Origin of the sequence: Microbacterium azadirachtae (assembly GCF_025583665.1) — a bacterium.
GTDB lineage: Bacteria > Actinomycetota > Actinomycetes > Actinomycetales > Microbacteriaceae > Microbacterium > Microbacterium azadirachtae.
The window spans coordinates 1,334,574-1,356,119 of sequence record NZ_CP099706.1; the positions used below are offsets into that span (position 1 = coordinate 1,334,574).

The following is a 21,546-nucleotide window of genomic DNA, read 5'->3' on the forward strand; positions in this document are numbered from 1 at the left end:
TCTGGCCTTCATGCCTTTCACTGCGGTGAGGGGGTGGGGGACCGCCCGTACTTTGAGAACTACACAGTGGACGCGAGCATCTTCAGCATGACCCTTTGGGGTTGTGTTGTATTGATGATCTTAAAGATCATTAGTCAATTTCGAACTGGATCCTTCGGGGTCTGGTACCGATTCTTGATGAACTCATGTGATTTCAAGTCTTTAAGAGCAAACGGTGGATGCCTTGGCATCTGGAGCCGAAGAAGGACGTAGCAATCTGCGATAAGCCTCGGGGAACTGATAAGCGAGTTTTGATCCGAGGGTGTCCGAATGGGGAAACCCCGCTGGGCGGCGTGCCGACCTAGTGACTCCCGCCTGAATATATAGGGCGGGTAGAGGGAACGTGGGGAAGTGAAACATCTCAGTACCCACAGGAAGAGAAAACAACATGTGATTCCGTGAGTAGTGGCGAGCGAAAGCGGATGAGGCTAAACCGGGTGTGTGTGATAGCCGGCAGGCGTTGCATGCTCGGGGTTGTGGGACTTTTCTGATTGTTCTGCCGAACTTTCAGCGTTACAAGCAGGTATAGACGAACGGTTTTGAATGGCCGGTCATAGAGGGTGCGAACCCCGTAGTCGAAATGCCTGGCTTGGCGTGAAGAGTATCCCAAGTAGCACGGGGCCCGAGAAATCCCGTGTGAATCTGTCAGGACCACCTGATAAGCCTAAATACTCCCAGATGACCGATAGCGGACAAGTACCGTGAGGGAAAGGTGAAAAGTACCCCGGGAGGGGAGTGAAATAGTACCTGAAACCGTTTGCTTACAAACCGTTGGAGCCTCCTTAGTAGGGGTGACAGCGTGCCTTTTGAAGAATGAGCCTGCGAGTTAGTGATACGTGGCGAGGTTAACCCGTGTGGGGTAGCCGTAGCGAAAGCGAGTCTGAATAGGGCGATTCAGTCGCGTGTCCTAGACCCGAAGCGAAGTGATCTATCCATGGCCAGGCTGAAGCGACGGTAAGACGTCGTGGAGGGCCGAACCCACTTAGGTTGAAAACTGAGGGGATGAGCTGTGGATAGGGGTGAAAGGCCAATCAAACTTCGTGATAGCTGGTTCTCTCCGAAATGCATTTAGGTGCAGCGTTGCGTGTTTCTTGCCGGAGGTAGAGCTACTGGATGGCCGATGGGCCCTACAAGGTTACTGACGTCAGCCAAACTCCGAATGCCGGTAAGTGAGAGCGCAGCAGTGAGACTGTGGGGGATAAGCTTCATAGTCGAGAGGGAAACAACCCAGACCACCAACTAAGGTCCCTAAGCGCGTGCTAAGTGGGAAAGGATGTGGAGTTGCTGTGACAACCAGGAGGTTGGCTTAGAAGCAGCCACCCTTGAAAGAGTGCGTAATAGCTCACTGGTCAAGTGATTCCGCGCCGACAATGTAACGGGGCTCAAGCACGCCACCGAAGTTGTGGCATTGACATTAATGGTAGGCCTTCGTGGTCCAGCCGTGTTGATGGGTAGGAGAGCGTCGTGTGGCGAGTGAAGCGGCGGAGTGATCCAGCCGTGGACGCTACACGAGTGAGAATGCAGGCATGAGTAGCGAAAGACGTGTGAGAAACACGTCCTCCGGAAGACCAAGGGTTCCAGGGTCAAGCTAATCTTCCCTGGGTAAGTCGGGACCTAAGGCGAGGCCGACAGGCGTAGTCGATGGACAACGGGTTGATATTCCCGTACCGGCGAAGAACCGCCCACATGAAATCAGGAGTGCTAAGCATCCCAAGACGCGTGGATCCCTTCGGGGACGATCGTGAGGCGGCATGCGACCCCATCTGGTGGAGTGAGCGTATTAACAGGTGTGACGCAGGAAGGTAGCCCAAGCCAGGCGATGGTTGTCCTGGTGCAAGTGCGTAGGCCGAGAGATAGGCAAATCCGTCTCTCATTCAGGCTGAGACACGATGCGGATAAAAAGTGGGTGATCCTATGCTGCCGAGAAAAGCATCGACGCGAGGTTCTAGCCGCCCGTACCCCAAACCGACTCAGGTGGTCAGGTAGAGAATACCAAGGAGATCGAGAGAATCGTGGTTAAGGAACTCGGCAAAATGCCCCCGTAACTTCGGGAGAAGGGGGGCCACCCGCTTATACGGATTTACTCCGAAAAGGGCGTGGTGGCCGCAGAGACTAGTGGGTAGCGACTGTTTACTAAAAACACAGGTCCGTGCCAAGTCGCAAGACGATGTATACGGACTGACGCCTGCCCGGTGCTGGAAGGTTAAGAGGACGGGTTAGCTTCGGCGAAGCTCAGAATTTAAGCCCCAGTAAACGGCGGTGGTAACTATAACCATCCTAAGGTAGCGAAATTCCTTGTCGGGTAAGTTCCGACCTGCACGAATGGCGTAACGACTTCCCAACTGTCTCAACCGCGAACTCGGCGAAATTGCATTACGAGTAAAGATGCTCGTTACGCGCAGCAGGACGGAAAGACCCCGTGACCTTTACTACAGCTTGGTATTGGTGTTCGGTGTGGCTTGTGTAGGATAGGTGGGAGACTGTGAAGCATGGACGCCAGTTCATGTGGAGTCATTGTTGAAATACCACTCTGGTCACTCTGGATATCTAACTTCGAACCGTGATCCGGTTCAGGGACAGTGCCTGGTGGGTAGTTTAACTGGGGCGGTTGCCTCCCAAAAAGTAACGGAGGCGCCCAAAGGTTCCCTCAACCTGGTTGGCAATCAGGTGTCGAGTGTAAGTGCACAAGGGAGCTTGACTGTGAGACTGACAGGTCGAGCAGGGACGAAAGTCGGGACTAGTGATCCGGCAGTGGCTTGTGGAAGCGCTGTCGCTCAACGGATAAAAGGTACCTCGGGGATAACAGGCTGATCTTGCCCAAGAGTCCATATCGACGGCATGGTTTGGCACCTCGATGTCGGCTCGTCGCATCCTGGGGCTGGAGTAGGTCCCAAGGGTTGGGCTGTTCGCCCATTAAAGCGGTACGCGAGCTGGGTTTAGAACGTCGTGAGACAGTTCGGTCCCTATCCGCTGCGCGCGTAGGAAGTTTGAGAGGATCTGACCCTAGTACGAGAGGACCGGGTTGGACGAACCTCTGGTGTGCCAGTTGTTCCGCCAGGAGCACCGCTGGTTAGCTACGTTCGGGATGGATAACCGCTGAAAGCATCTAAGCGGGAAGCCGGCCTCAAGATGAGACTTCCATACCTTCGGGTGAGAGGCTCCCAGCCAGACTACTGGGTTGATAGGCCAGATGTGGAAGCGTGGTAACACGTGCAGCTGACTGGTACTAATAAGCCGATGACTTGATAACACACCGTTCTTGGTGCTTGCGTCCACTTTGTGGTTCTCGACGTACGGTCGAAAACCAAACAACAACACACATGCTTGTGTTTGTTTGAGACACGTCAATAGTGTTTCGGCGGCCATAGCGTGAGGGAAACGCCCGGTCACATTCCGAACCCGGAAGCTAAGCCTCACAGCGCCGATGGTACTGCAGGGGGGACCCTGTGGGAGAGTAGGACACCGCCGGACTTCCTTTAACAGAAAGGCCACCCAACGCAGGGTGGCCTTTCTGCGTTAACATGCTCGAACGGAAGGAGTCACGACATGGCCGATGACGGCAAGCCCTCGCGCGACCGCAAGGAAGGCGGTGCGGGGCGTCCCCGCCGCTATGTCGATGGCGACCGTTCCGAGCGTACGTTCCGTCCACGTCAGGATGGCGATCGCCCGTTCCGCAGTAATGACGATCGTCCTCGCCGTGACGGCGACCGGCCGTTCCGCGGCAATGACGATCGTCCTCGCCGTGACGGTGATCGTCCGTTCCGTGGTGCCGGCGAGCGTTCCGATCGTCCGCGTCGTGACGGTGATCGTCCGTTCCGCAGCAACGATGACCGTCCGCGCCGTGAGGGGGACCGCCCGTTCCGTGGTGCCGGCGAGCGTTCCGATCGTCCGCGTCGTGACGGCGACCGGCCGTTCCGCGGCAATGACGATCGTCCTCGCCGTGACGGTGACCGTCCGTTCCGTGGTGCCGGCGAGCGTTCCGACCGTCCCCGCCGCGACGGTGATCGTCCGTTCCGCGGCGCCGGCGAGCGTTCCGACCGTCCGCGTCGTGACGGGGACCGGCCGTTCCGCAGCAATGACGACCGTCCCCGCCGGGACGGGGATCGCCCGTTCCGTGGCAACGACGACCGTCCCCGCCGGGACGGGGATCGCCCGTTCCGTGGCAATGACGACCGTCCCCGCCGGGATGGAGACCGGCCGTTCCGCGGTGGCGAGCGGTCCGACCGTCCGCGTCGTGACGGGGACCGGCCGTTCCGCGGCAATGACGACCGTCCTCGCCGGGATGGAGACCGGCCGTTCCGCGGTGGCGAGCGTTCCGATCGTCCGCGTCGCGACACCTACGCGAGCGACCGTCCGCGTGACCCCGAACTTCCCGAGGAGATCACGGCACGTGATCTGCACCCGTCGGCCCGTAATGAGCTGAAGACTCTCAGCAAGGAGAACGCCGAGCAGGTGGCGCGTCATCTTGCGATGGCAGCACGGCTCATCGACGAGGACCCGGAGCGCGCGCATCAGCATGCGCTGGCGGCGTCGCGTCGTGCCGGTCGCGTCGCGGTGGTGCGTGAGTCCGTGGCGATCACCGCCTACGCGATGGGCGACTTCGCGCTCGCTCTGCGCGAGCTGCGCACCTACCGTCGCATCTCCGGGAACGACGACCAGATCGCCCTCATCGTCGACAGCGAGCGGGGCATGGGCCGCCCCGATCGCGCGCTCGAGGAGGCGCGTTCGGTCGATCGCTCTGCGCTTCCGACGCCGACGCGCGTCGCACTCGCGATCGCGATGTCGGGCGCGCGTCTCGATCGCGGCGAGCTCGAGCTGGCGCTGGGCGAGCTCGAGATCCCCGAGCTGAACCCTGACCTCGCCTTCGAGTGGAGTCCCGCGCTGTTCGACGCACGTGCGGCCGTCCTTGAGGATCTCGGCCGCACGGACGAGGCGGCGTTCTGGCGCGAGCGCGCCGAGGTCGCCTCCGCGGCGCTCGGCCACGGCGACGACGACGAGATGATCATCGAAGACGCCTACGAGGATCTTCCCGACGACCCGCAGACCGACGACGACGCGGAGACTGACGACGACGCGGCACCCGAGGATCCCACGGAGGACAGCGCGGTGGACGGCAGCGTGGCGGAGGAGCAGCGCGCCGAGGCCGATCCCGTCGACCCCGCGGCGCCGGCGTCCGATGACGCGGAGGACGCGGAGCGCGCCGAGTGAGTCTGTTCACCCGGTCGCGCCGCACGCCGCTCTCCGACGTCGACGTGGTCCTCGCGGACCTCGACGGCGTGGTCTACGCCGGAGCGGGTGCGATCCCGTACGCGATCGACAGCCTGAAGCAGGTCGAGGCCACGCGTCGTCTCGGCTACATCACCAACAACGCCTCGCGCACCGACGCCTCCGTCGCCGCGCACCTCAGCGAGCTCGGCCTCACGGTCGCTCCGGACGAGGTGGTCACCAGCCCGCAGGCGGCGATGCGACTCGTCAGCGGTCTCATCCCCGCGGGGTCCACGATCCTGGTCGTGGGCGGGGAGGGCCTCGTGCACGAGGTGCGCAAGGCGGGGTTCGAGGTGACCCGCAGCGCCGACGACGCGCCGGCGGCCGTCGTCCAGGGCTTCGCGCCGGAGGTGGGCTGGTCCGATCTCGCTGAGGCGGCGTTCGCGTTGAAGGTCCCGGAGAACGAGGGCGGCATCCCGTGGATCGCCACCAACACGGACTGGACGATCCCGCAGTCGCGCGGAGTGGCCCCGGGCAACGGGACGCTGGTGTCGGCCGTGCACACGGCCATCGGTCGCCTCGCGACGGTCGCAGGAAAGCCCGAGACGCCGATCTTCGAGGAGGCCGTCGCCCGGTTCGGCGCGAAGCATCCGCTGTTCATCGGCGACCGCCTCGACACCGACATCGCCGGGGCGTCCCGTGCGGGGATCGAGTCCGCGCTCGTGCTCACCGGCATCGACCGCCCCAAGCACGTGCTCGCCGCGGCCGAGGGACAGCGCCCGACCTACATCCTCGGCGACCTGCGCGAACTGCACGAGCCGTATCCCGAGGTGAAGGTCACGGGCGATACAGTCACCGTGCGCGACGCCGCGGTGCGCGTGGACGGCGTCGACGTCACGATCCTCCGGGAGGGGGACCGGCCCATCGATCTCGTCCGCGCCGGAGCGGAGGCGATCTGGCGCACAGGGCGGCAGATCTTCGGCTTCCGCGTGCCCGAGCGGCTGTACGCGGACCCGTTCCACCGCCCGTAATCCGCCGGAACCGAGCGGACCCCCGTAGGCTGGTCAGGTGAGCGAGAACACCGAACCGGACCCGGCGGACGGGCTCTGGAGCCGGCTGCGCCTCATCGAGGGCCAGCCGCTGGAGTCGCGCGCCGCCGCATATCAGGCGCTGCACGACGATCTCGCGCGGCGCCTGGAGAGCGCCCCGAAGACCGCTTCCGACCGCGGATGACGGCCCGCCTGGACGCCGCGCTCGCGGAACGCGGGCTCGCCCGGTCCCGCACCCACGCGGCGACCCTCATCGGCGACGGTCTGGTGACCGTCAACGGCGCACCGGTCGTGAAGGCCTCGATGAAGGTCGAGGACAGTGACGTCCTGGAGGTCGCAGGCGCCGATCACTACGTCAGCCGCGGCGCGCACAAGCTCATCGCCGCCCTGGACGGATTCAGCATCGCGGTCGACGGCGTCCTCGCCCTGGACATGGGGGCCTCGACCGGCGGCTTCACCCAGGTGCTGCGCGAACGCGGCGCTCGGCGGGTGCTCGCGGTCGATGTGGGACATGACCAGCTCGCCGCCGTGGTCCGCGCGGATCCGGGCGTCGTGGCCGTCGAGGGCTTCAACGTCCGGCACATGGACGCGCGTCTCCTGGCCGAGGCGACGGGGGAGCCGCAGCGGCCGACGCTGGTGGTCGGGGACCTCTCGTTCATCTCGCTCGACCTGGTGCTCCCGGCGGTCGCGGCGACCGCGGCCGAGGATGCCGACGTCGTGCTGCTCATCAAGCCGCAGTTCGAGGTCGGGCGCACCGCGGTGCGCGGCGGTCTCGTGACCAATCCGACCATCCGCGCCGATGCGGTCGCGCGCGTGCTGTGGACCGCGTGGGATCAGGGCTTCGGCGTGCTCGGTCTGCTGCCGTCGCCCATCCTCGGGACGCATGGCAACGCAGAGTACCTGGTGCATCTCGCCCGCGGGCAGGGGAGCAATCCGACAGAATGGTTGAGCACGATCGACCACATGGCAGGAGGCCGATGAACGAGCGCAGGATCCTCGTCGTCGCACACGCGCGCCGGGACGACACGGTGCAGGCGGCCCACCGGGTCGTCGCCGCTCTGCGCGCCGCGGGTGCGACGCCCGTGCTCTCCGCCGAGGACCGCGACGAACTCGCGGCCGCGGACCCGCTCTTCCGCGACGTCGAGCTGCTGGCGGACCGGACCGGCGAGGGCGGTGTGCCCGTCGAGGACATCGAGCTCGCCATCGTGCTCGGCGGCGACGGCACGATCCTGCGTGCCGCGGAGCTCGTCCGCGAGGGGACCGCGCCCATCCTCGGCATCAACATGGGCCACGTCGGCTTCCTCGCGGAGATCGAGCGAGACGACATGGACGCCGCCGTCGCCCGCGTCATCGATCGCGACTACTCCGTCGAGGAGCGCATGGCTCTCGCCGTGCGGGTGAAGGACGCCGAGGGCGCCGTCGTCTACAGCACCTGGGCGCTGAACGAGGCCACCGTCGAGAAGAGCAGCCGGGAGCGGATGATCGAGGTCGTCGTCGAGATCGACGGCCGCCCCCTGACGAGCTTCGGGTGCGACGGAATGGTGGTCTCCACGCCCACCGGCGCCACCGCCTACAACTTCTCCGCCGGGGGACCGGTGATCTGGCCCGGGGTCGAGGCCATCGCCGTCGTCCCGCTGTCGGCTCACGCCCTCTTCGCACGCCCTCTCGTCGTCGCGCCGGGAGCCCCGGTCGCGATCGAGCTCCTGGACCGCAACGACGGCAACGCGATCCTCTGGTGCGACGGCCGGCGCTCGCACGATCTGCCCCGCGGCGCCAGGGTCATCGTGCGCCGGTCGTCGCGCCCGGTCCGCCTCGCGCGGCTGCACCCGAGCGTGTTCACCGACCGCCTGGTGCGCAAGTTCCAGCTGCCCGTCTCCGGCTGGCGAGGAGCCGACTCATGATCGAGGAGATGCGCCTGCGCGATCTGGGCGTGATCGCCGAGGCGGTGCTGCCGATCGGTCCGGGATTCACCGCGATCACGGGTGAGACCGGCGCGGGCAAGACGATGGTCGTGACCGGTCTGGGGCTGCTGCTGGGTGCCCGCGCCGATTCCGGCGCCGTCCGCGCCGGGGCCGCGCAGGCCTCGGTCGCCGGGGTGTGGATCGTGCCGAGCACCGGATCCGTGGCGGACACGGTCGCCGATGCCGGTGGCGAGCTCGAGCCCTACGACGACGATCGAGGCGAGCTGTACGTGTCCCGCACGCTCACCGCCGAGGGGCGCAGCCGTGCGAGCGTGGGCGGACGTGCCGCTCCGGCCGGCGTGCTGGCCGACCTGGCCGATGATCTCGTCGTCGTGCACGGGCAGTCCGAGCAGCTGCGTCTGCGGTCCGCGGCGGCGCAGCGCGACGCGCTCGACCGTTTCGGGGGGTCCGCGATCGCCGTCGTCCGCGCCGAGTACGAGGCGACGTGGGAGCGCTGGCGCTCGCTCTCCGCGCAGCTCGACGAGATCGCGGGCAATCGTGAGCGCCGCCAGGCCGAGGCCGAGGAGCTGCGCCAGGCCCTCGCGCTCATCGAGGCGACGGATCCGCAGCCGGGGGAGGACGACGCGCTCGCCGAACGCGCCGAGCGTCTCGCCAATGCGGAGGAGCTGCGTCAGGCCGCGGCCGTCGCGCGGTCCGCGCTCTCGGACGAGGACGGCGAGAACGACGTGTCCACGCTCGCGGCGGAGGCTCGCCGTGCACTCGAGCGTGCCAGCGACCCCGCTCTCGCCGAGATCGCCGAGAGCATCGCCGAGATCGGCTATCGCGCGACGGACATCGCCGCGCAGCTGAGCGGATACCTCGCCGACCTGGACGAGTCGGGGCCGCACGAGCTGGCTGCCGTCGAGGAGCGCCGCTCGGCGCTCGCGGCGCTCGTCCGCGCACACGGCACTCTCGATGCCGCCCTCGACCTCTGGAACACCGGTTCGGCGCGTCTCGCCGAGCTCGACGACGATTCCGACCACATCGAGCGGCTCACGGCCGAACGAGACGCCGCCCGCGCGGCCCTCGACGAGGCGGCGGCCGCGCTGACGGCCACGCGGACAGAGGCGGCCGGGCGACTGGGCGCGGCGGTGACGGAGGAGCTGCACGCCCTCGCGATGCCGGACGCTCGCCTCGTGGTCGCCGTCACCGAGGGCGCCGAGAGCGCGCACGGCCGCGACGACGTCGCGATCCTGCTTGCACCGCACCCCGGCGCCGAGCCGCGCTCGGTGGCCAAGGGCGCGTCGGGCGGCGAGCTCTCTCGTGTCATGCTCGCGATCGAGGTCGTCATCGCCGGAACGGATCCGGTGCCGACCTTCGTCTTCGACGAGGTGGATGCCGGCATCGGCGGCGCCGCCGCGATCGAGGTGGGCCGGCGGCTCGCCCGCCTCGCACGCAGCTCGCAGGTCATCGCCGTCACGCACTTGGCGCAGGTGGCGGCGTTCGCCAACAACCACCTGAGCGTGGTGAAGGCGAACGACGGGCAGGTCACCGCGTCGAGCGTGCGTCGGCTGGACGGTGAGGACCGCGAAGCCGAGATGGCGCGCCTGCTCTCCGGGCTCACCGACTCGGATGCCGCTCTCGAGCACGCCCGCGAGCTGCTCGCCCTGCGCGAGGACTGAGCTCCACCCGCGATCGGATCCCGGCGCGTCAGCGCAGGTCGCGCACCGATTCCCGCATGATCAGGGGCATCGGGAGGAGCTCATGAGCCAGGTCGCGCTCGCCGAGCAGCATCTCCACGCCGACACGCGCCATCTGCTCGTAGGGCAGTCGAGCGGTGGTGAGCCCTGGACGGACCAGGGAGGCGAGATCCTCGTCGTCGAACGACACGACCGAGATGTCGTGCGGGATGCGCAGGCCGCGCTCGTTCAGCGCCTGGTAGATCCCGAACGCCACCCCGTCGGTCGCGGCGATGATCGCCGTCAGGTCCGGATGCGCGTCCAGCATCTGCGGCGCGTGCGCGAAGCCGATCGCCGTCGTCCAGTTCTCGACGACGACCTCGACCGGACCGGCGACGCCGCGCTCGGCGAACGCGTCGCGGATGCCCTGGAGGCGTCGCGCGATCGTGACGGACCGGCGCGGGTCCCCGGCGACATGCGGGATGTCGCCGATGAAGCCGACGCGCACGTGACCAGCGTCGAGCAGCACGGAGGCCATCGCGTGGCCCGCCGCGTATTCGTCCGGCAGCACGCTGGGCAGGTCGTCGGGGGTGCGGCCGTTGACGATCACGACGGGGATGCCTCGGGGAGCGGCGGGCACGTCGACCATGCGGGCGGCCATCAGGCCGACGATCACGCCGTCGACCCGCCGGTCGATGAGCTCGTCGAACGCTGCGGCCAGCTGGCTGGGGTCGTCGCCGGTCTCCGTGATGAGCACGGTGTGATCCAGCTCCCGGGCGGCGCGAAGCGTGCCGCGCACCATCGCGGAGGCGAAGCGGGTGATGGTGACCTGGTCGGAGATGAACCCGATCGAGCGGGTCTTGCCCGAGCGCAGGCTCTGCGCGGCCGGATTCGGCTTGTAGCCCAGCTGTGCCGCAGCGGTGCGGACGCGCTCCACCGCGTCGTCGGAGAGCCGGGACGGGCGATCGTTGAGGATGAGGCTGACCGCCGTCTTCGACAGGCCGGAGAGCCGGGCGACATCGGCGAGCGTCGGTCTCGGTGCCGTGGACATCGGCAGCCCTCCTCTCCCGTGCGTCCTCCCAATCTAGCGGATCCATGCGATTGGTGAATTAATTTAGCAACACTGCTTGCGCGGCTTCTCGGGGGAGTGTTACCGTCGGATAAATCGGTTCACCACCCATTGATCTGCGCATGAGGCGCAAGCCGATTCACTCTCAGAGAGGAGAAGTTGATGGCACGAGAGTTCGGGCCTGTGATGGGCCGCCGTGATCTTCTGCGGCTCGGAGGCTACGGCCTCGCGGGCGCCGCACTGCTGGGGATGGGTGCGGGCCTGACGGGCTGCGCCCCCTCCGGCGGCGGGTCTCAGAGCGGCACCCTGACGATGCTGTACTTCGGCGATCAGAAGTCGGCCACCACCCTGCAGAACGCCCTCCAGCCCAAGGTCAAGAAGATCGACAAGGATCTCTCGCTGAAGGTCAGCGCGATCAACGGCAAGGACTGGAACGACTTCCTCGCCAAGGTCCTCACCCTCATCGCGTCGGGTCAGGCGCCCGACATCGTGAGCGTCGCCACCGAGGGCCTGCAGCTGATGGTCGGCAAGAAGCTGATCACCCCGCTGGACAGCTACGTCACCAAGGACATGTCGACGCTGAAGTCGAGCTACTTCAACGACATCCATCCGGCGCTCATCGAGGCCATGATGGTCGACGGGCATCTCTACAACATGCCGGACAGCTTCAACGCGGGCAGCATGTTCTACAACTCCGACGTGCTGCAGAAGGCGGGCGCCGCGGCCCCCGCCGCGGGCTGGACGATCGACGATTTCCACTCCACGGCGGAGAAGATCTCGAAGCTGGGCGGCGACATCCTGCCGTTCGACTGGGTGGTGCGCCTCTGGGGCAGCTGGACCTCGTTCCTCTACGCCAACGACGGCAACCTCATCGAAGAGGGCAAGTACGGCGGCGGCGACTGGCTGTGGAGCAAGGCGTACGAAGCCGGCGACAAGAGCATCGAGGGCCGCAAGGGCGGATGGAAGTGGGGGGCGCCGACGGCGAACTCCGACGCCGCGATCGAGGCCCTCCAGTACGTCATCGATCTGCAGAAGGCCGGCTACTCGCCCTCGCCCGACGTGGGCGGCGGCGGCACCCTGCAGGGGCTGTTCTCGTCGGGCCGCATCGGCATGACGATCGGCGGCGGGTTCTGGGCCGGGGGTCTGCACAACGCAGGCATGAAGGACGGCAGCTTCGAGGTGCAGGCCTTCCCGACGTGGAAGAGCAACAAGTCGCTCTTCGGCACGGGCGGGTACTCGATCTTCGAGTCGTCGAAGAAGAAGGACGCCGCGTGGGAGGTCATCAAGATGATGATCGAGGCCGAGACCTTCGACATCATGTTCCCGGGCAACATCACCACCACGGGACGCAAGTCGCTGATGACCGCCGAACGCTACGCGAGCACCGGTCCGAAGAACTGGCAGGTGTTCTACGACCAGCTCGACGGCTCCGTCCCGATCTCGGCGCCCTCGTACTACAACGCCCTCGCGACCTCGCTCAACCAGCGCACGACCGAGGCGATCTCCTCCGGGAACGCGAAGGCCGCGCTCGACGCGATGCAGTCGGACCTGGAGAAGGTGGCGAAGGGCAGCTGATGTCCGCCCCCGTCTCCGCCCCGCACGCGGTCCTGCGTGTCTCGTCGCGCGAGGTGAAGCCTCCTCGGCCCGTCCGCCGCCCCGGTGCGCGGCGGGCGGCCCGGAGGGAGGGGATGTTCGGCTACGCGATGATCGCGCTGTCGATGCTGTTCGTGACGGTGTTCACGTTCATCCCGATCCTCGCTTCGCTCGGCCTGTCGTTCTTCCACTGGGACGTCATCTCCCCGCCCACCTGGGCGGGGCTGGAGAACTACCAGAGGTTCTTCACGGACGCTCCCGTGCTGCAGTCCTTCGGTGTCACGATCGTCATGGCGATCGCGATCGTCGCCCTGCAGCTCACGATCGGACTCTTCCTGGCGGTCCTCGTGAACCAGCGGACATCCACCTTCGGCAGGACGTTCTTCCGCACGGCGTTCTACCTGCCGCTGCTCGCCTCGACGGCGGCTGTCGCGATCTTCATGGGCTACCTGTTTGACGCGAAGTTCGGCGCGATCAATTACTACCTCGGCCTCCTCGGGATGTCGGGCGTGCCGTGGCTGACCAGCCCCTTCGGTGCGCAGGTGACGATCGTGCTGATCGTGGTCTGGCAGCAGGTCGGCTTCACCTTCGTGCTGTTCGTCTCGGCCCTCATGGCGGTGCCGACGGACGTGCTCGAGGCGTCGTCGATCGACGGCGCAGGCCCGCTGCGCACGCTGTTCCGGATCAAGATCCCGTTGATCAGCCCCACGATCCTCTTCGCCGCGGTGATCGCGTTCATCAACGCGATGCAGCTGTTCGACCAGCCCTTCATCATGACCAAGGGCGGGCCGGGCACGGCCACCACGACCGCGACCATCTCGATGTACCAGACCGGGTTCCAGAATCTGCAGTTCGGCTACTCATCGGCGATCGCGATCATCCTCCTCCTGCTGATCCTCGCGATCACCGGGATCCAGTTCCTCGCCTCCCGGAAGCTGGTGTTCTACCAATGAGCGCGACATCCCTGATCGTGACGGGCCGCCGCCGGCGGCCCCGCAGCGGCGGCCCCGGAGCCCGCTTCTGGAGTCTCGGCAAGATCGCCGGCCTGATCGCCCTGATCGTCGCCGCCGTGTTCGCCCTCGGTCCGCTGCTGTGGACGGTGACGACATCGTTGCGCTCGCCGTCGCAGGCGTTCGACAATCCGCCGCAGTGGATCCCGTTCGACGCCGACTTCAGCAACTACGCGGCGGTGTTCGACCAGATCCCGATCGGGCAGTTCTTCCTGAACAGCACGATCGTGACGCTGCTGATCGTTGTCGGTCAGACGATCACCTGCACGCTGAGCGGGTACGCGTTCGCGATGATCTCGTTCCCCGGCAAGAACGTGATCTTCGGGGCGTTCCTGGCGACCATGATGGTGCCGCTGCAGACGATCATCATCCCGGTGTTCCTCATCGTGAAGTCGCTGGGCCTCCAGGACGGTCTCGGTTCCCTGATCGTCCCGGCGCTGGGCAGCGCCTTCGGCACGTTCCTGATGCGGCAGTACTTCATGCAGATGCCCAGGGAGCTCGGCGAGGCCGCGCGGATCGACGGTGCGACGCAGTTCGGCGTGTTCTTCCACGTGTACGCGCGGATGGCGGCGCCGGCGATCTCGACGCTCGCGATCCTGAACTTCTCGGGGTTCTGGGCCGAGTTCTACCGGCCCCTGATCTTCCTGCAGGATCAGAGCACCTTCACCCTGCCGCTCGGCCTGGTCGGCCTGCAGGGGAACCTGGGCACCGGATCGATCTCGGTCGTCCTCGCCGGCGTGGTGCTCTCGATGATCCCGAGCGTGCTGCTGTTCATCGTCGCCCAGCGCTACTTCATCGCGGGCGTGACCGCGGGCTCGTCCCGCTAGCACCCCCGCTCTCGTCCCCGACACGATCGAGGCGCCCCGCCCGGGGCGCGCTCGTCCCTTCCCGACCACCCGAAACGGAGCAGTCCCGATGACCGACACCGTCTTCTTCCGTCCCGACGGAGGCTGGGTCGGAGATGTCATCCCGTTCCAGCGCGATGGCGTCTTCCACCTCTGGTACCTCTTCGACGACAGAGAAGTGCCGAAGACCGGCATGCCGTGGCATCTCGTCACGACGACCGACTTCGTGCACTTCGAGGATCGCGGTCTCGCGGTGCCCAGCGGCGGCCCGGACGCCGAGGACTTCAACGTCTACACCGGATCCGTGGTGATCGACGACGACGGGGTCGCGCACCTGTTCTCCACCGCCCAGAACCCGACGCGGCGGGGCGCCGACGGGCGCCCGCTGCAGCTGGTCGCGCATGCCGTCAGCACCACCGGACTGGAGGGATGGATCAAGCATCCGGAGCTCACGGTGGGCGCCCCCGAGGGGTACGAGACGGGGGACTGGCGCGATCCGTTCGTGTTCCGCGACGGCGACCGCTGGCGGATGCTGGTCGCCGCCCGGCACTCCGACGGGCCGGAGCGCCGGCGCGGCACGATCGCGCAGCTCACCTCGACGGATCTCGATTCGTGGATCCCCGTCGAGCCCTTCTGGGACCCGCGTCGATACATCGCCCACGAGTGCCCGGACGTGTTCCGGTGGGGCGAGTGGTGGTACCTGGTGTACTCGGAGTTCTCCGACGCGTTCTGCACGCGCTACCGGATCGCACGCTCCCTGGACGGGCCGTGGCTCGCGCCGGACGACGACACGGTCGACGCCCGCCCGTTCTACGCGGCCAAGACGGTCGAGCGCGACGGACGCCGCTTCTTCGTCGGCTGGATCGCCACCCGGGAGGGCCACGCCGACGACGGAGCATGGCAGTGGGCCGGGACGATGTCGACCCTCGAGGCGACGCAGCGTGCGGACGGCACCCTGGCGTTTCACCTGCCGGACGAGTTCCTCGGATCCTTCACCGTGCCCGTGGCCTCCGGCGTGCCGGTGCCCGCGCATCTGGACGGCACGGACCGCTTCGTGCAGAGCATCGGCGACCTCGACCTCCCCGACACCTGCCTGCTGACCGCCGAGTTCGACATCGCCGACGGAACAGAGGAGGTCGGGATCCTGCTCCGCGCCACGGCCGACGGCGAGGAGGCGGGAGCGATCCGGCTCGAGCCGCGTCGCAACCGGGTGGTGTTCGATCGCTGGCCCCGCACCTGCACCGGCGACGAGCAGTGGCAGATCTCCGGCGACGTGCCGTTCGTGCTCGAGCGTCCCTGCCCGCTGCCGGCGGGCCGGCATCGGGTCGAGGTCGTCGTGTCCGGCGACATCCTCGTCGCGGTCGTCGACCGCCGCGTGGCGCTGAGCACCCGCCTGTATCGGCGGGCCGGGGAGCGCGTCGGGGTGTTCGTCAACGGAGGGGCCGCCGACCTGGTGTCCCTCGAGATCCGCACGCGCCCATGACGACATCCGCGCTGGAGGCCTCGCCCGTGACACGTCCGCTCATCCACTTCTCCTCGGCCCGCAACTGGCTGAACGATCCCAACGGCCTGATCTTCCACGACGGTCGCTACCACCTGTACTTCCAGTACAACCCGAACGGCGCCGAGCACGGATACATGAGCTGGGGTCACGCCTCGAGCCGGGATCTCGTGCGGTGGGAGGAGCACCCCGTCGCGCTGCGGTACACCTCGGAGCACGAGATCTTCTCGGGTTCCGCGGTGTTCGACGCGCGCGACACCAGCGGCCTCGGCGTCGACGGCCAACCGCCCCTGATCGCCGTGTTCACGCTCGCCGATCAGACGGGCGGACATCAGTCGCAGGGGATCGCCTCGAGCGCGGACGGCGGAGAGACCTGGGCGATGCACGCCGGCAATCCTGTCCTGGACCGCGGTTCGGCCGACTTCCGCGACCCCAAGGTGTTCCGCTACACGGGCGCCGCGGGCGAGTACTGGGTGATGGTGGCCGTCGAAGCGGTCGAGCGCAAGGTCGTGCTCTACCGCTCGGCGGATCTGCGGCACTGGGAGTTCCTGTCCGACTACGGGCCGCGCGGCACGGCTCTCGGGGTGTGGGAGTGCCCAGACCTGTTCCCGCTGGCGGTGGACGGCGATCCGGACGACGTGCGCTGGGTGCTGATCATCAGCATGAACCCCGGCGGCCTGGCCGGCGGGTCGGGGACGATGTACGTCATCGGCTCCTTCGACGGCGTGCGCTTCGTCCCCGACACCCCGGTCCCGGACGTCGCTCCGGGAGACGAGACGGGCGCCGCCGAGCTGGCGGCCCTGGACTGGATCGACTACGGCCGGGACTGCTACGCGGGAGTCACGTTCTCGGGACTCCCGGACGACGAGCGGACGCTCATCGCCTGGATGAGCAACTGGGAGTACGCCGGGGCGATGCCGCCCGCGGGGCCCGAGCCGCAGCGCGGAGCGATGACGCTCGCGCGACGGCTGTCGCTCGTGACCGCGGGCGGGCGGATCCGGCTGCGTCAGGACCCGGTCGGCCCCGCGGTGGTGCCGATCGTGGCGATCACGGGTGCCGAGGTGCGGCCGGGTGCGCCGCGGATCCTCGATGCGCCTCCGGTGGCGCGGATCCGGCTGCGGCTCCGGCTGGACGACGGCGCCTCGGCCGAGCTGCGCCTCGGCGACGGCGCCGCACCGATCGCGATCCTGCGCGTGCGCGACGGGGAGCTCTCCCTGGATCGCCGGGTCGGCGCCGCGGGGCTCCCGGAAGCGTTCGGCAGCGTCGAGCACCTGCCCCTGCAGCCGGGCGGACTCGACGCCGTGCTCTGGCTGGACCACGGGTCGATCGAGGTCTTCGCCGATGACGGGACCGCCGTGCTCACGGACAGACTCGCCGACCGGACGTGCTCGCGCTTCGAGGTGCGCGCGGTGAGCGGTAGTGTGCGGATCGACGAACTCGTCGTCGAGGCGGGAGAGGGGCTCCAGGCATGAACCAGGCGCGGATCGCGGTCATCGGGGAGGCGCTCGTCGACATCGTCGTCGGTGGTGGGGCCCATGCGGGCGGGTCGCCGATGAACGTGGCCGTCGGCCTCGCACGGCTCGGCCGGCCGCCGGTGCTGCACGCCAGGATCGGCAACGACGCGTACGGGGATCTGATCCGTGCGCACCTCGCGGAGGACCGCGTCGGCGTCGGGGCGCACACGCTCGTCGACGGTCCGTCGTGGACGGCGACCGCGACGATCGCCGAGGACGGCAGTGCCGATTACGACTTCGCGCTGGCCGGCGAGATCGCGGTGCCGGAACTGGACGAGCTCGCCCTCGTGCACACCGGATCGATCGGCGCGCTGCGCGAGCCGGGTTCGAGCGCTCTGCTCGCGGCCTACCGCGACGCGCCCGCGGGCACGCTGAGATCGTTCGACCCGAACATCCGCGCCGACGTCATCGGCCCGGCGGACGCCGCACGCCGGCGGGTCTTCGAGCTCGCCGCGGCCTCACAGGTCGTCAAGCTCAGCGACGAGGACGCCGCGTGGCTGCGGCCCGGCGCGAGCCTCGAGGACGTCCTGGACGCGCTCGCCGAAGGCGGCACGCGCTTCGTCGTGATCACGCGCGGCGCGCAGGGAGCCGTGGCGCTCGTCGACGGCGTGCGGTACGAGCGTCCCGCCGTGAGAGTGGACGTCGTCGACACGATCGGCGCCGGCGACGCGTTCATGTCCGGGCTGCTGTTCGGCCTGCTGCGCGACGGCACGGACCGCCTGCTCGTGGACGGCGCGCCGATCCCGGCGGAGGACGTCGTCGCGGCGCTGGACACGGCGCTCGTGTCCGGCGCGATCACGGTGTCGCGCGCCGGTGCCAACCCGCCGCGCCCGGCCGAGCTCGAGGAACGTCTCGACGCGACGCGCGCCGTGTCCGACGGTGACGGCCGCTGATCCGGCTGATAGGATAAAAGCCCGTGATGCAGAACTCAGCCGCGCGGACAGACAACGACACCACCAAGCACATCTTCGTGACGGGCGGTGTCGTTTCCTCGTTGGGCAAGGGGCTGACGGCGGCCAGCCTCGGCAACCTGCTCACCGCCCGCGGACTGCGCGTCGTGATGCAGAAGCTGGATCCCTATCTGAACGTGGACCCGGGCACGATGAACCCGTTCCAGCACGGCGAGGTCTTCGTCACGGACGACGGCGCGGAGACCGACCTCGACATCGGCCACTACGAGCGCTTCCTCGACATCGAGCTCAGCCAGGCCGCCAACGTCACCACCGGCCAGATCTACTCGCAGGTCATCGCCAAGGAGCGCCGCGGCGAGTACCTCGGCGACACCGTGCAGGTGATCCCGCACATCACCGACGAGATCAAGCGCCGCATGCGCCTGCAGGCCGACGAGACGCCGAAGCCGGACGTCATCATCACCGAGATCGGCGGCACCGTCGGCGACATCGAGTCGCAGCCGTTCATCGAGTCGGCCCGCCAGATCCGTCACGAGCTCGGCCGCAAGAACGTGTTCTTCGTGCACGTCTCGCTCGTGCCCTTCATGGGCGCCTCCGGCGAGCAGAAGACCAAGCCGACCCAGCACTCCGTCGCAGCCCTCCGCTCGATCGGGATCCAGCCCGACGCGCTCGTGCTGCGCAGCGACCGCCCCGTCACCGAGTCGAACAAGCGCAAGATCGCCCTCATGTGCGACGTCGACGAGGACGCCGTCGTGAACGCGGTCGACGTGCCGAGCATCTACGACATCCCGACGATGCTGCACGACCAGGGGCTCGACGACTACATCGTGGACGCCCTCGGCCTCACCAAGGCCGACGACGTGGACTGGTCGCGCTGGCAGAAGGTGCTCCAGGCGGTGCACAACCCGAAGCACGAGGTCACGATCGGTCTCGTCGGCAAGTACATCGATCTGCCCGACGCGTACCTCTCGGTCACCGAGGCGCTCAAGGCCGGCGGCTTCGCCCATGAGGTCGCGGTGAAGATCCGCTGGATCCCGTCCGACTCCTGCGAGACGCCCGAGGGCGCCGCGAAGGCGCTCGCCGACGTGGACGGCATCTGCGTGCCCGGCGGCTTCGGCATCCGCGGCATCGAGGGCAAGCTCGGCGCGCTGCGCTTCGCCCGCGAGCAGGGCATCCCCGCCCTCGGCCTGTGCCTGGGACTGCAGTGCATGGTCATCGAGTACGCGCGAAACGTCGCCGGCATCGAGGGCGCGTCCTCCAGCGAGTTCGACCCGGACACCGCCGAGCCGGTCATCGCGACGATGGCCGAGCAGGTCGAGATCCTCGACGGGGGCGACCTCGGCGGCACCATGCGCCTGGGCCTGTACAGGGCGGCGCTCGGCGAGGGCTCGCTCGCGGCCGAGCTCTACGGCGCGTCCGAGGCGTCCGAGCGTCACCGTCACCGCTACGAGGTGAACAACGCCTACCGCGGCCGTCTCTCCGACGCCGGACTCTCGTTCTCGGGCCTCAACCCTGAGCTCGACCTGGTCGAGTACGTGGAACTGCCGCGCGACGTGCACCCGTTCTACATCGCCACCCAGGCGCACCCGGAGCTGCGCTCGCGGCCGACCGAGCCGCACCCGCTGTTCCGGGGCCTCGTGGGCGCCGCGATCGAGCGGCACCGTTCCAGCGAGCTGTTCGACGACGAGAGCTGACGTGAGCGACTCCGGCGCCGCGCCGCAGGACGAGACGTTCGAGCCCGAGGTGCTCGGGAGCCGCGAGGTCTACCGCGGCGCGGTGTGGAGCGTGCGTGAGGACCGCGTCCGGTACGGTGACGGCGAGATCGTACGGCAGTACATCGATCACAGCGGAGCCGTCGCGGTCGTCGCGATGGACGAGGAAGGGCGGGTGCTGCTGATCCAGCAGTACCGGCATCCGATCCGCGAGCGCGACTGGGAGCTGCCGGCAGGACTGCTCGACGTCGTCGGCGAGGACCCCATGGCCGCCGCGCGCCGGGAGCTCGCCGAGGAGGCCGACCTGACGGCGTCGGGCTGGGAGCCGCTCGTGTCGACGTACACGACGCCCGGCAGCAACTCCGAGATCATCCATATCTACCTGGCGACGGGGCTGGCCGCGGCCGACGAGGCGTTCGCGCGCACCGACGAGGAGGCGGACATCCGCCTCGCCTGGGTGCCGCTCGCCGAGGCCGCGGATGCGGTCGTGGCGGGGCGCCTGCGCAACGGGATCCTCGCGGTCGGCGTGCTGGCCGCGGAACGGCGCCTGTCGTCGGGACGGGCCCGCCGCGAGGCCTGACGTGCGGGAGGCCTGAGGTGCAGCTCGACCGCGCGCTCGACGCGTACCTGCGGCATGTGACGATCGAGCGCGGCCTCGCCGAGCACACCCTCGCCGCCTATCGTCGAGACCTCGGCGGCTACCTGGCGTGGCTCGGCGAGCAGGGCATCGACGACACCGAGGCGATCACCCCGGAGGTCGTCGCCGCCTTCGCCGCGGAGCGCGCGAGCGCCGAGCCGCCGCCGGCGGCGTCGAGCCTCGCGCGCCTGCAGTCCTCGGTGCGGGGCTGGCACCGCTTCCTCGCGCGGGAGGGCGTCGCCGTGGCGGACCCCAGTGCGCGGCTGCGCCCGCCCAAGCAGCCCCGCCGTCTGCCCAAGGCGCTCACGATCGACCAGGTCGAGCGTCTGCTCGCCGCGCCCTCGGCGGACGAGCCGATCGGGATCCGTGATCGGGCGCTGCTCGAGCTGCTCTACGCGACCGGCGCCCGCGTCTCCGAAGCGATCTCGCTGGACGTCGACGACCTGGCGCACGGCGATGTGCTGCGCCTGCGCGGCAAGGGATCCAAGGAGCGCATCGTTCCCGTGGGATCGTTCGCGCGGGCGGCGGTCGACGCCTACCTCACCCGGGTGCGTCCTGCACTGGCGAGCTCGGGGCGCGCCTCGGCGAAGCTGTTCCTCGGCGCCAGGGGGGCGCCGCTCAGCCGACAGAGCGCATGGCTGATCATCCGCGCCGCGGCCGAGCGGGCGCAGATCACGACGGAGATCTCGCCGCATACACTGCGGCACTCGTTCGCGACGCACCTGCTCCAGGGCGGCGCCGACGTGCGCGTCGTGCAGGAGCTGCTCGGGCACGCCTCGGTCGCGACGACGCAGATCTACACCCACGTGTCTGTGGACACGCTCCGTGACGTGTACGTGACCGCGCATCCCCGGGCGCGCTGACGTGTCGGGGGAGGTCCC

At 68.0% G+C, this 21,546-nt stretch carries 17 protein-coding genes and 2 rRNA genes; 17 read left to right on the top strand and 2 right to left on the bottom strand.

Annotated elements, in window-relative coordinates; all coding sequences use genetic code 11:
- The first annotated feature begins 191 nt into the window (after window positions 1–191).
- Window positions 192–3,289, top strand: a 23S ribosomal RNA gene (locus NFX31_RS06310).
- Window positions 3,290–3,393: 104 nt separating this feature from the next.
- Window positions 3,394–3,510, top strand: a 5S ribosomal RNA gene (rrf, locus tag NFX31_RS06315).
- A 45-nt stretch (window positions 3,511–3,555) separates the two neighbouring features.
- Here rrf and NFX31_RS06320 read toward each other — a convergent pair.
- Window positions 3,556–4,503 carry a hypothetical protein gene (locus NFX31_RS06320; RefSeq protein WP_262957021.1) on the bottom strand — a complete coding sequence of 316 codons (948 nt, stop codon included), beginning with the start codon at window positions 4,501–4,503 and terminating at the stop codon, window positions 3,556–3,558.
- Window positions 4,504–4,509: 6 nt separating this feature from the next.
- Here NFX31_RS06320 and NFX31_RS06325 point away from each other — a divergent pair, with 6 nt between their 5' ends.
- The 6 genes from NFX31_RS06325 to recN are packed head-to-tail and all read left to right on the top strand — an operon-like array spanning window position 4,510 to window position 9,876.
- On the top strand, window positions 4,510–5,247 hold the full coding sequence (locus tag NFX31_RS06325) for a hypothetical protein (RefSeq protein ID WP_045249710.1): 738 nt from the start codon (window positions 4,510–4,512) through the stop codon (window positions 5,245–5,247).
- Entirely contained in the window at window positions 5,244–6,275 is a 1,032-nt protein-coding gene (locus NFX31_RS06330) for an HAD-IIA family hydrolase (protein WP_045249711.1), read from the top strand. Before NFX31_RS06325 ends, NFX31_RS06330 begins: the two co-directional genes overlap by 4 nt.
- 37 nt (window positions 6,276–6,312) lie before the next feature.
- Window positions 6,313–6,477 (top strand): hypothetical protein, encoded by a 165-nt coding sequence (locus NFX31_RS06335; protein WP_169748211.1) that lies wholly within the window; start codon window positions 6,313–6,315, stop codon window positions 6,475–6,477.
- On the top strand, window positions 6,474–7,274 hold the full coding sequence (locus NFX31_RS06340; RefSeq protein WP_045249712.1) for a TlyA family RNA methyltransferase: 801 nt from the start codon (window positions 6,474–6,476) through the stop codon (window positions 7,272–7,274). The genes NFX31_RS06335 and NFX31_RS06340 overlap by 4 nt, the downstream gene beginning before the upstream one ends.
- Window positions 7,271–8,194, top strand: coding sequence for an NAD kinase (locus NFX31_RS06345; RefSeq protein WP_045249713.1), 924 nt, complete (start codon window positions 7,271–7,273; stop codon window positions 8,192–8,194). Before NFX31_RS06340 ends, NFX31_RS06345 begins: the two co-directional genes overlap by 4 nt.
- Entirely contained in the window at window positions 8,191–9,876 is a 1,686-nt protein-coding gene (gene recN, locus NFX31_RS06350) for a DNA repair protein RecN (protein WP_091475567.1), read from the top strand. Before NFX31_RS06345 ends, recN begins: the two co-directional genes overlap by 4 nt.
- A gap of 28 nt (window positions 9,877–9,904) precedes the next feature.
- Here recN and NFX31_RS06355 read toward each other — a convergent pair whose 3' ends face one another.
- The gene (locus tag NFX31_RS06355; protein ID WP_262957022.1) at window positions 9,905–10,924 is read right to left on the bottom strand and encodes a LacI family DNA-binding transcriptional regulator; all 1,020 of its coding nucleotides are present in this window, start codon (window positions 10,922–10,924) and stop codon (window positions 9,905–9,907) included.
- Window positions 10,925–11,104: 180 nt separating this feature from the next.
- Between NFX31_RS06355 and NFX31_RS06360 the strand changes: the two genes are divergently transcribed.
- The 9 genes from NFX31_RS06360 (at window position 11,105) to xerD (ending at window position 21,528) form a co-directional block, all read left to right on the top strand.
- Complete coding sequence (locus NFX31_RS06360) at window positions 11,105–12,517, top strand: ABC transporter substrate-binding protein (protein ID WP_262957023.1); 1,413 nt, start codon at window positions 11,105–11,107, stop codon at window positions 12,515–12,517.
- Window positions 12,518–12,630: 113 nt separating this feature from the next.
- On the top strand, window positions 12,631–13,488 hold the full coding sequence (locus tag NFX31_RS06365; RefSeq protein WP_262957024.1) for a carbohydrate ABC transporter permease: 858 nt from the start codon (window positions 12,631–12,633) through the stop codon (window positions 13,486–13,488).
- The gene (locus NFX31_RS06370) at window positions 13,485–14,372 is read left to right on the top strand and encodes a carbohydrate ABC transporter permease (protein ID WP_045249718.1); all 888 of its coding nucleotides are present in this window, start codon (window positions 13,485–13,487) and stop codon (window positions 14,370–14,372) included. The genes NFX31_RS06365 and NFX31_RS06370 overlap by 4 nt, the downstream gene beginning before the upstream one ends.
- An 88-nt stretch (window positions 14,373–14,460) precedes the next feature.
- Complete coding sequence (locus NFX31_RS06375) at window positions 14,461–15,873, top strand: glycoside hydrolase family 32 protein (RefSeq protein WP_262957025.1); 1,413 nt, start codon at window positions 14,461–14,463, stop codon at window positions 15,871–15,873.
- A gap of 26 nt (window positions 15,874–15,899) precedes the next feature.
- Window positions 15,900–17,363 carry a glycoside hydrolase family 32 protein gene (locus NFX31_RS06380; protein WP_258955275.1) on the top strand — a complete coding sequence of 488 codons (1,464 nt, stop codon included), beginning with the start codon at window positions 15,900–15,902 and terminating at the stop codon, window positions 17,361–17,363.
- The gene (locus tag NFX31_RS06385) at window positions 17,360–18,298 is read left to right on the top strand and encodes a carbohydrate kinase family protein (RefSeq protein WP_262957026.1); all 939 of its coding nucleotides are present in this window, start codon (window positions 17,360–17,362) and stop codon (window positions 18,296–18,298) included. Before NFX31_RS06380 ends, NFX31_RS06385 begins: the two co-directional genes overlap by 4 nt.
- A 26-nt stretch (window positions 18,299–18,324) precedes the next feature.
- Window positions 18,325–20,010, top strand: coding sequence for a CTP synthase (locus NFX31_RS06390; RefSeq protein WP_045249722.1), 1,686 nt, complete (start codon window positions 18,325–18,327; stop codon window positions 20,008–20,010).
- Window position 20,011: 1 nt separating this feature from the next.
- Entirely contained in the window at window positions 20,012–20,608 is a 597-nt protein-coding gene (locus NFX31_RS06395) for an NUDIX domain-containing protein (protein ID WP_262957027.1), read from the top strand.
- Between the two features lie 17 nt (window positions 20,609–20,625).
- Window positions 20,626–21,528, top strand: a complete 903-nt coding sequence (gene xerD / locus NFX31_RS06400) for a site-specific tyrosine recombinase XerD (protein WP_045249724.1) — start codon at window positions 20,626–20,628, stop codon at window positions 21,526–21,528.
- The last annotated feature ends 18 nt before the right edge of the window (window positions 21,529–21,546 follow it).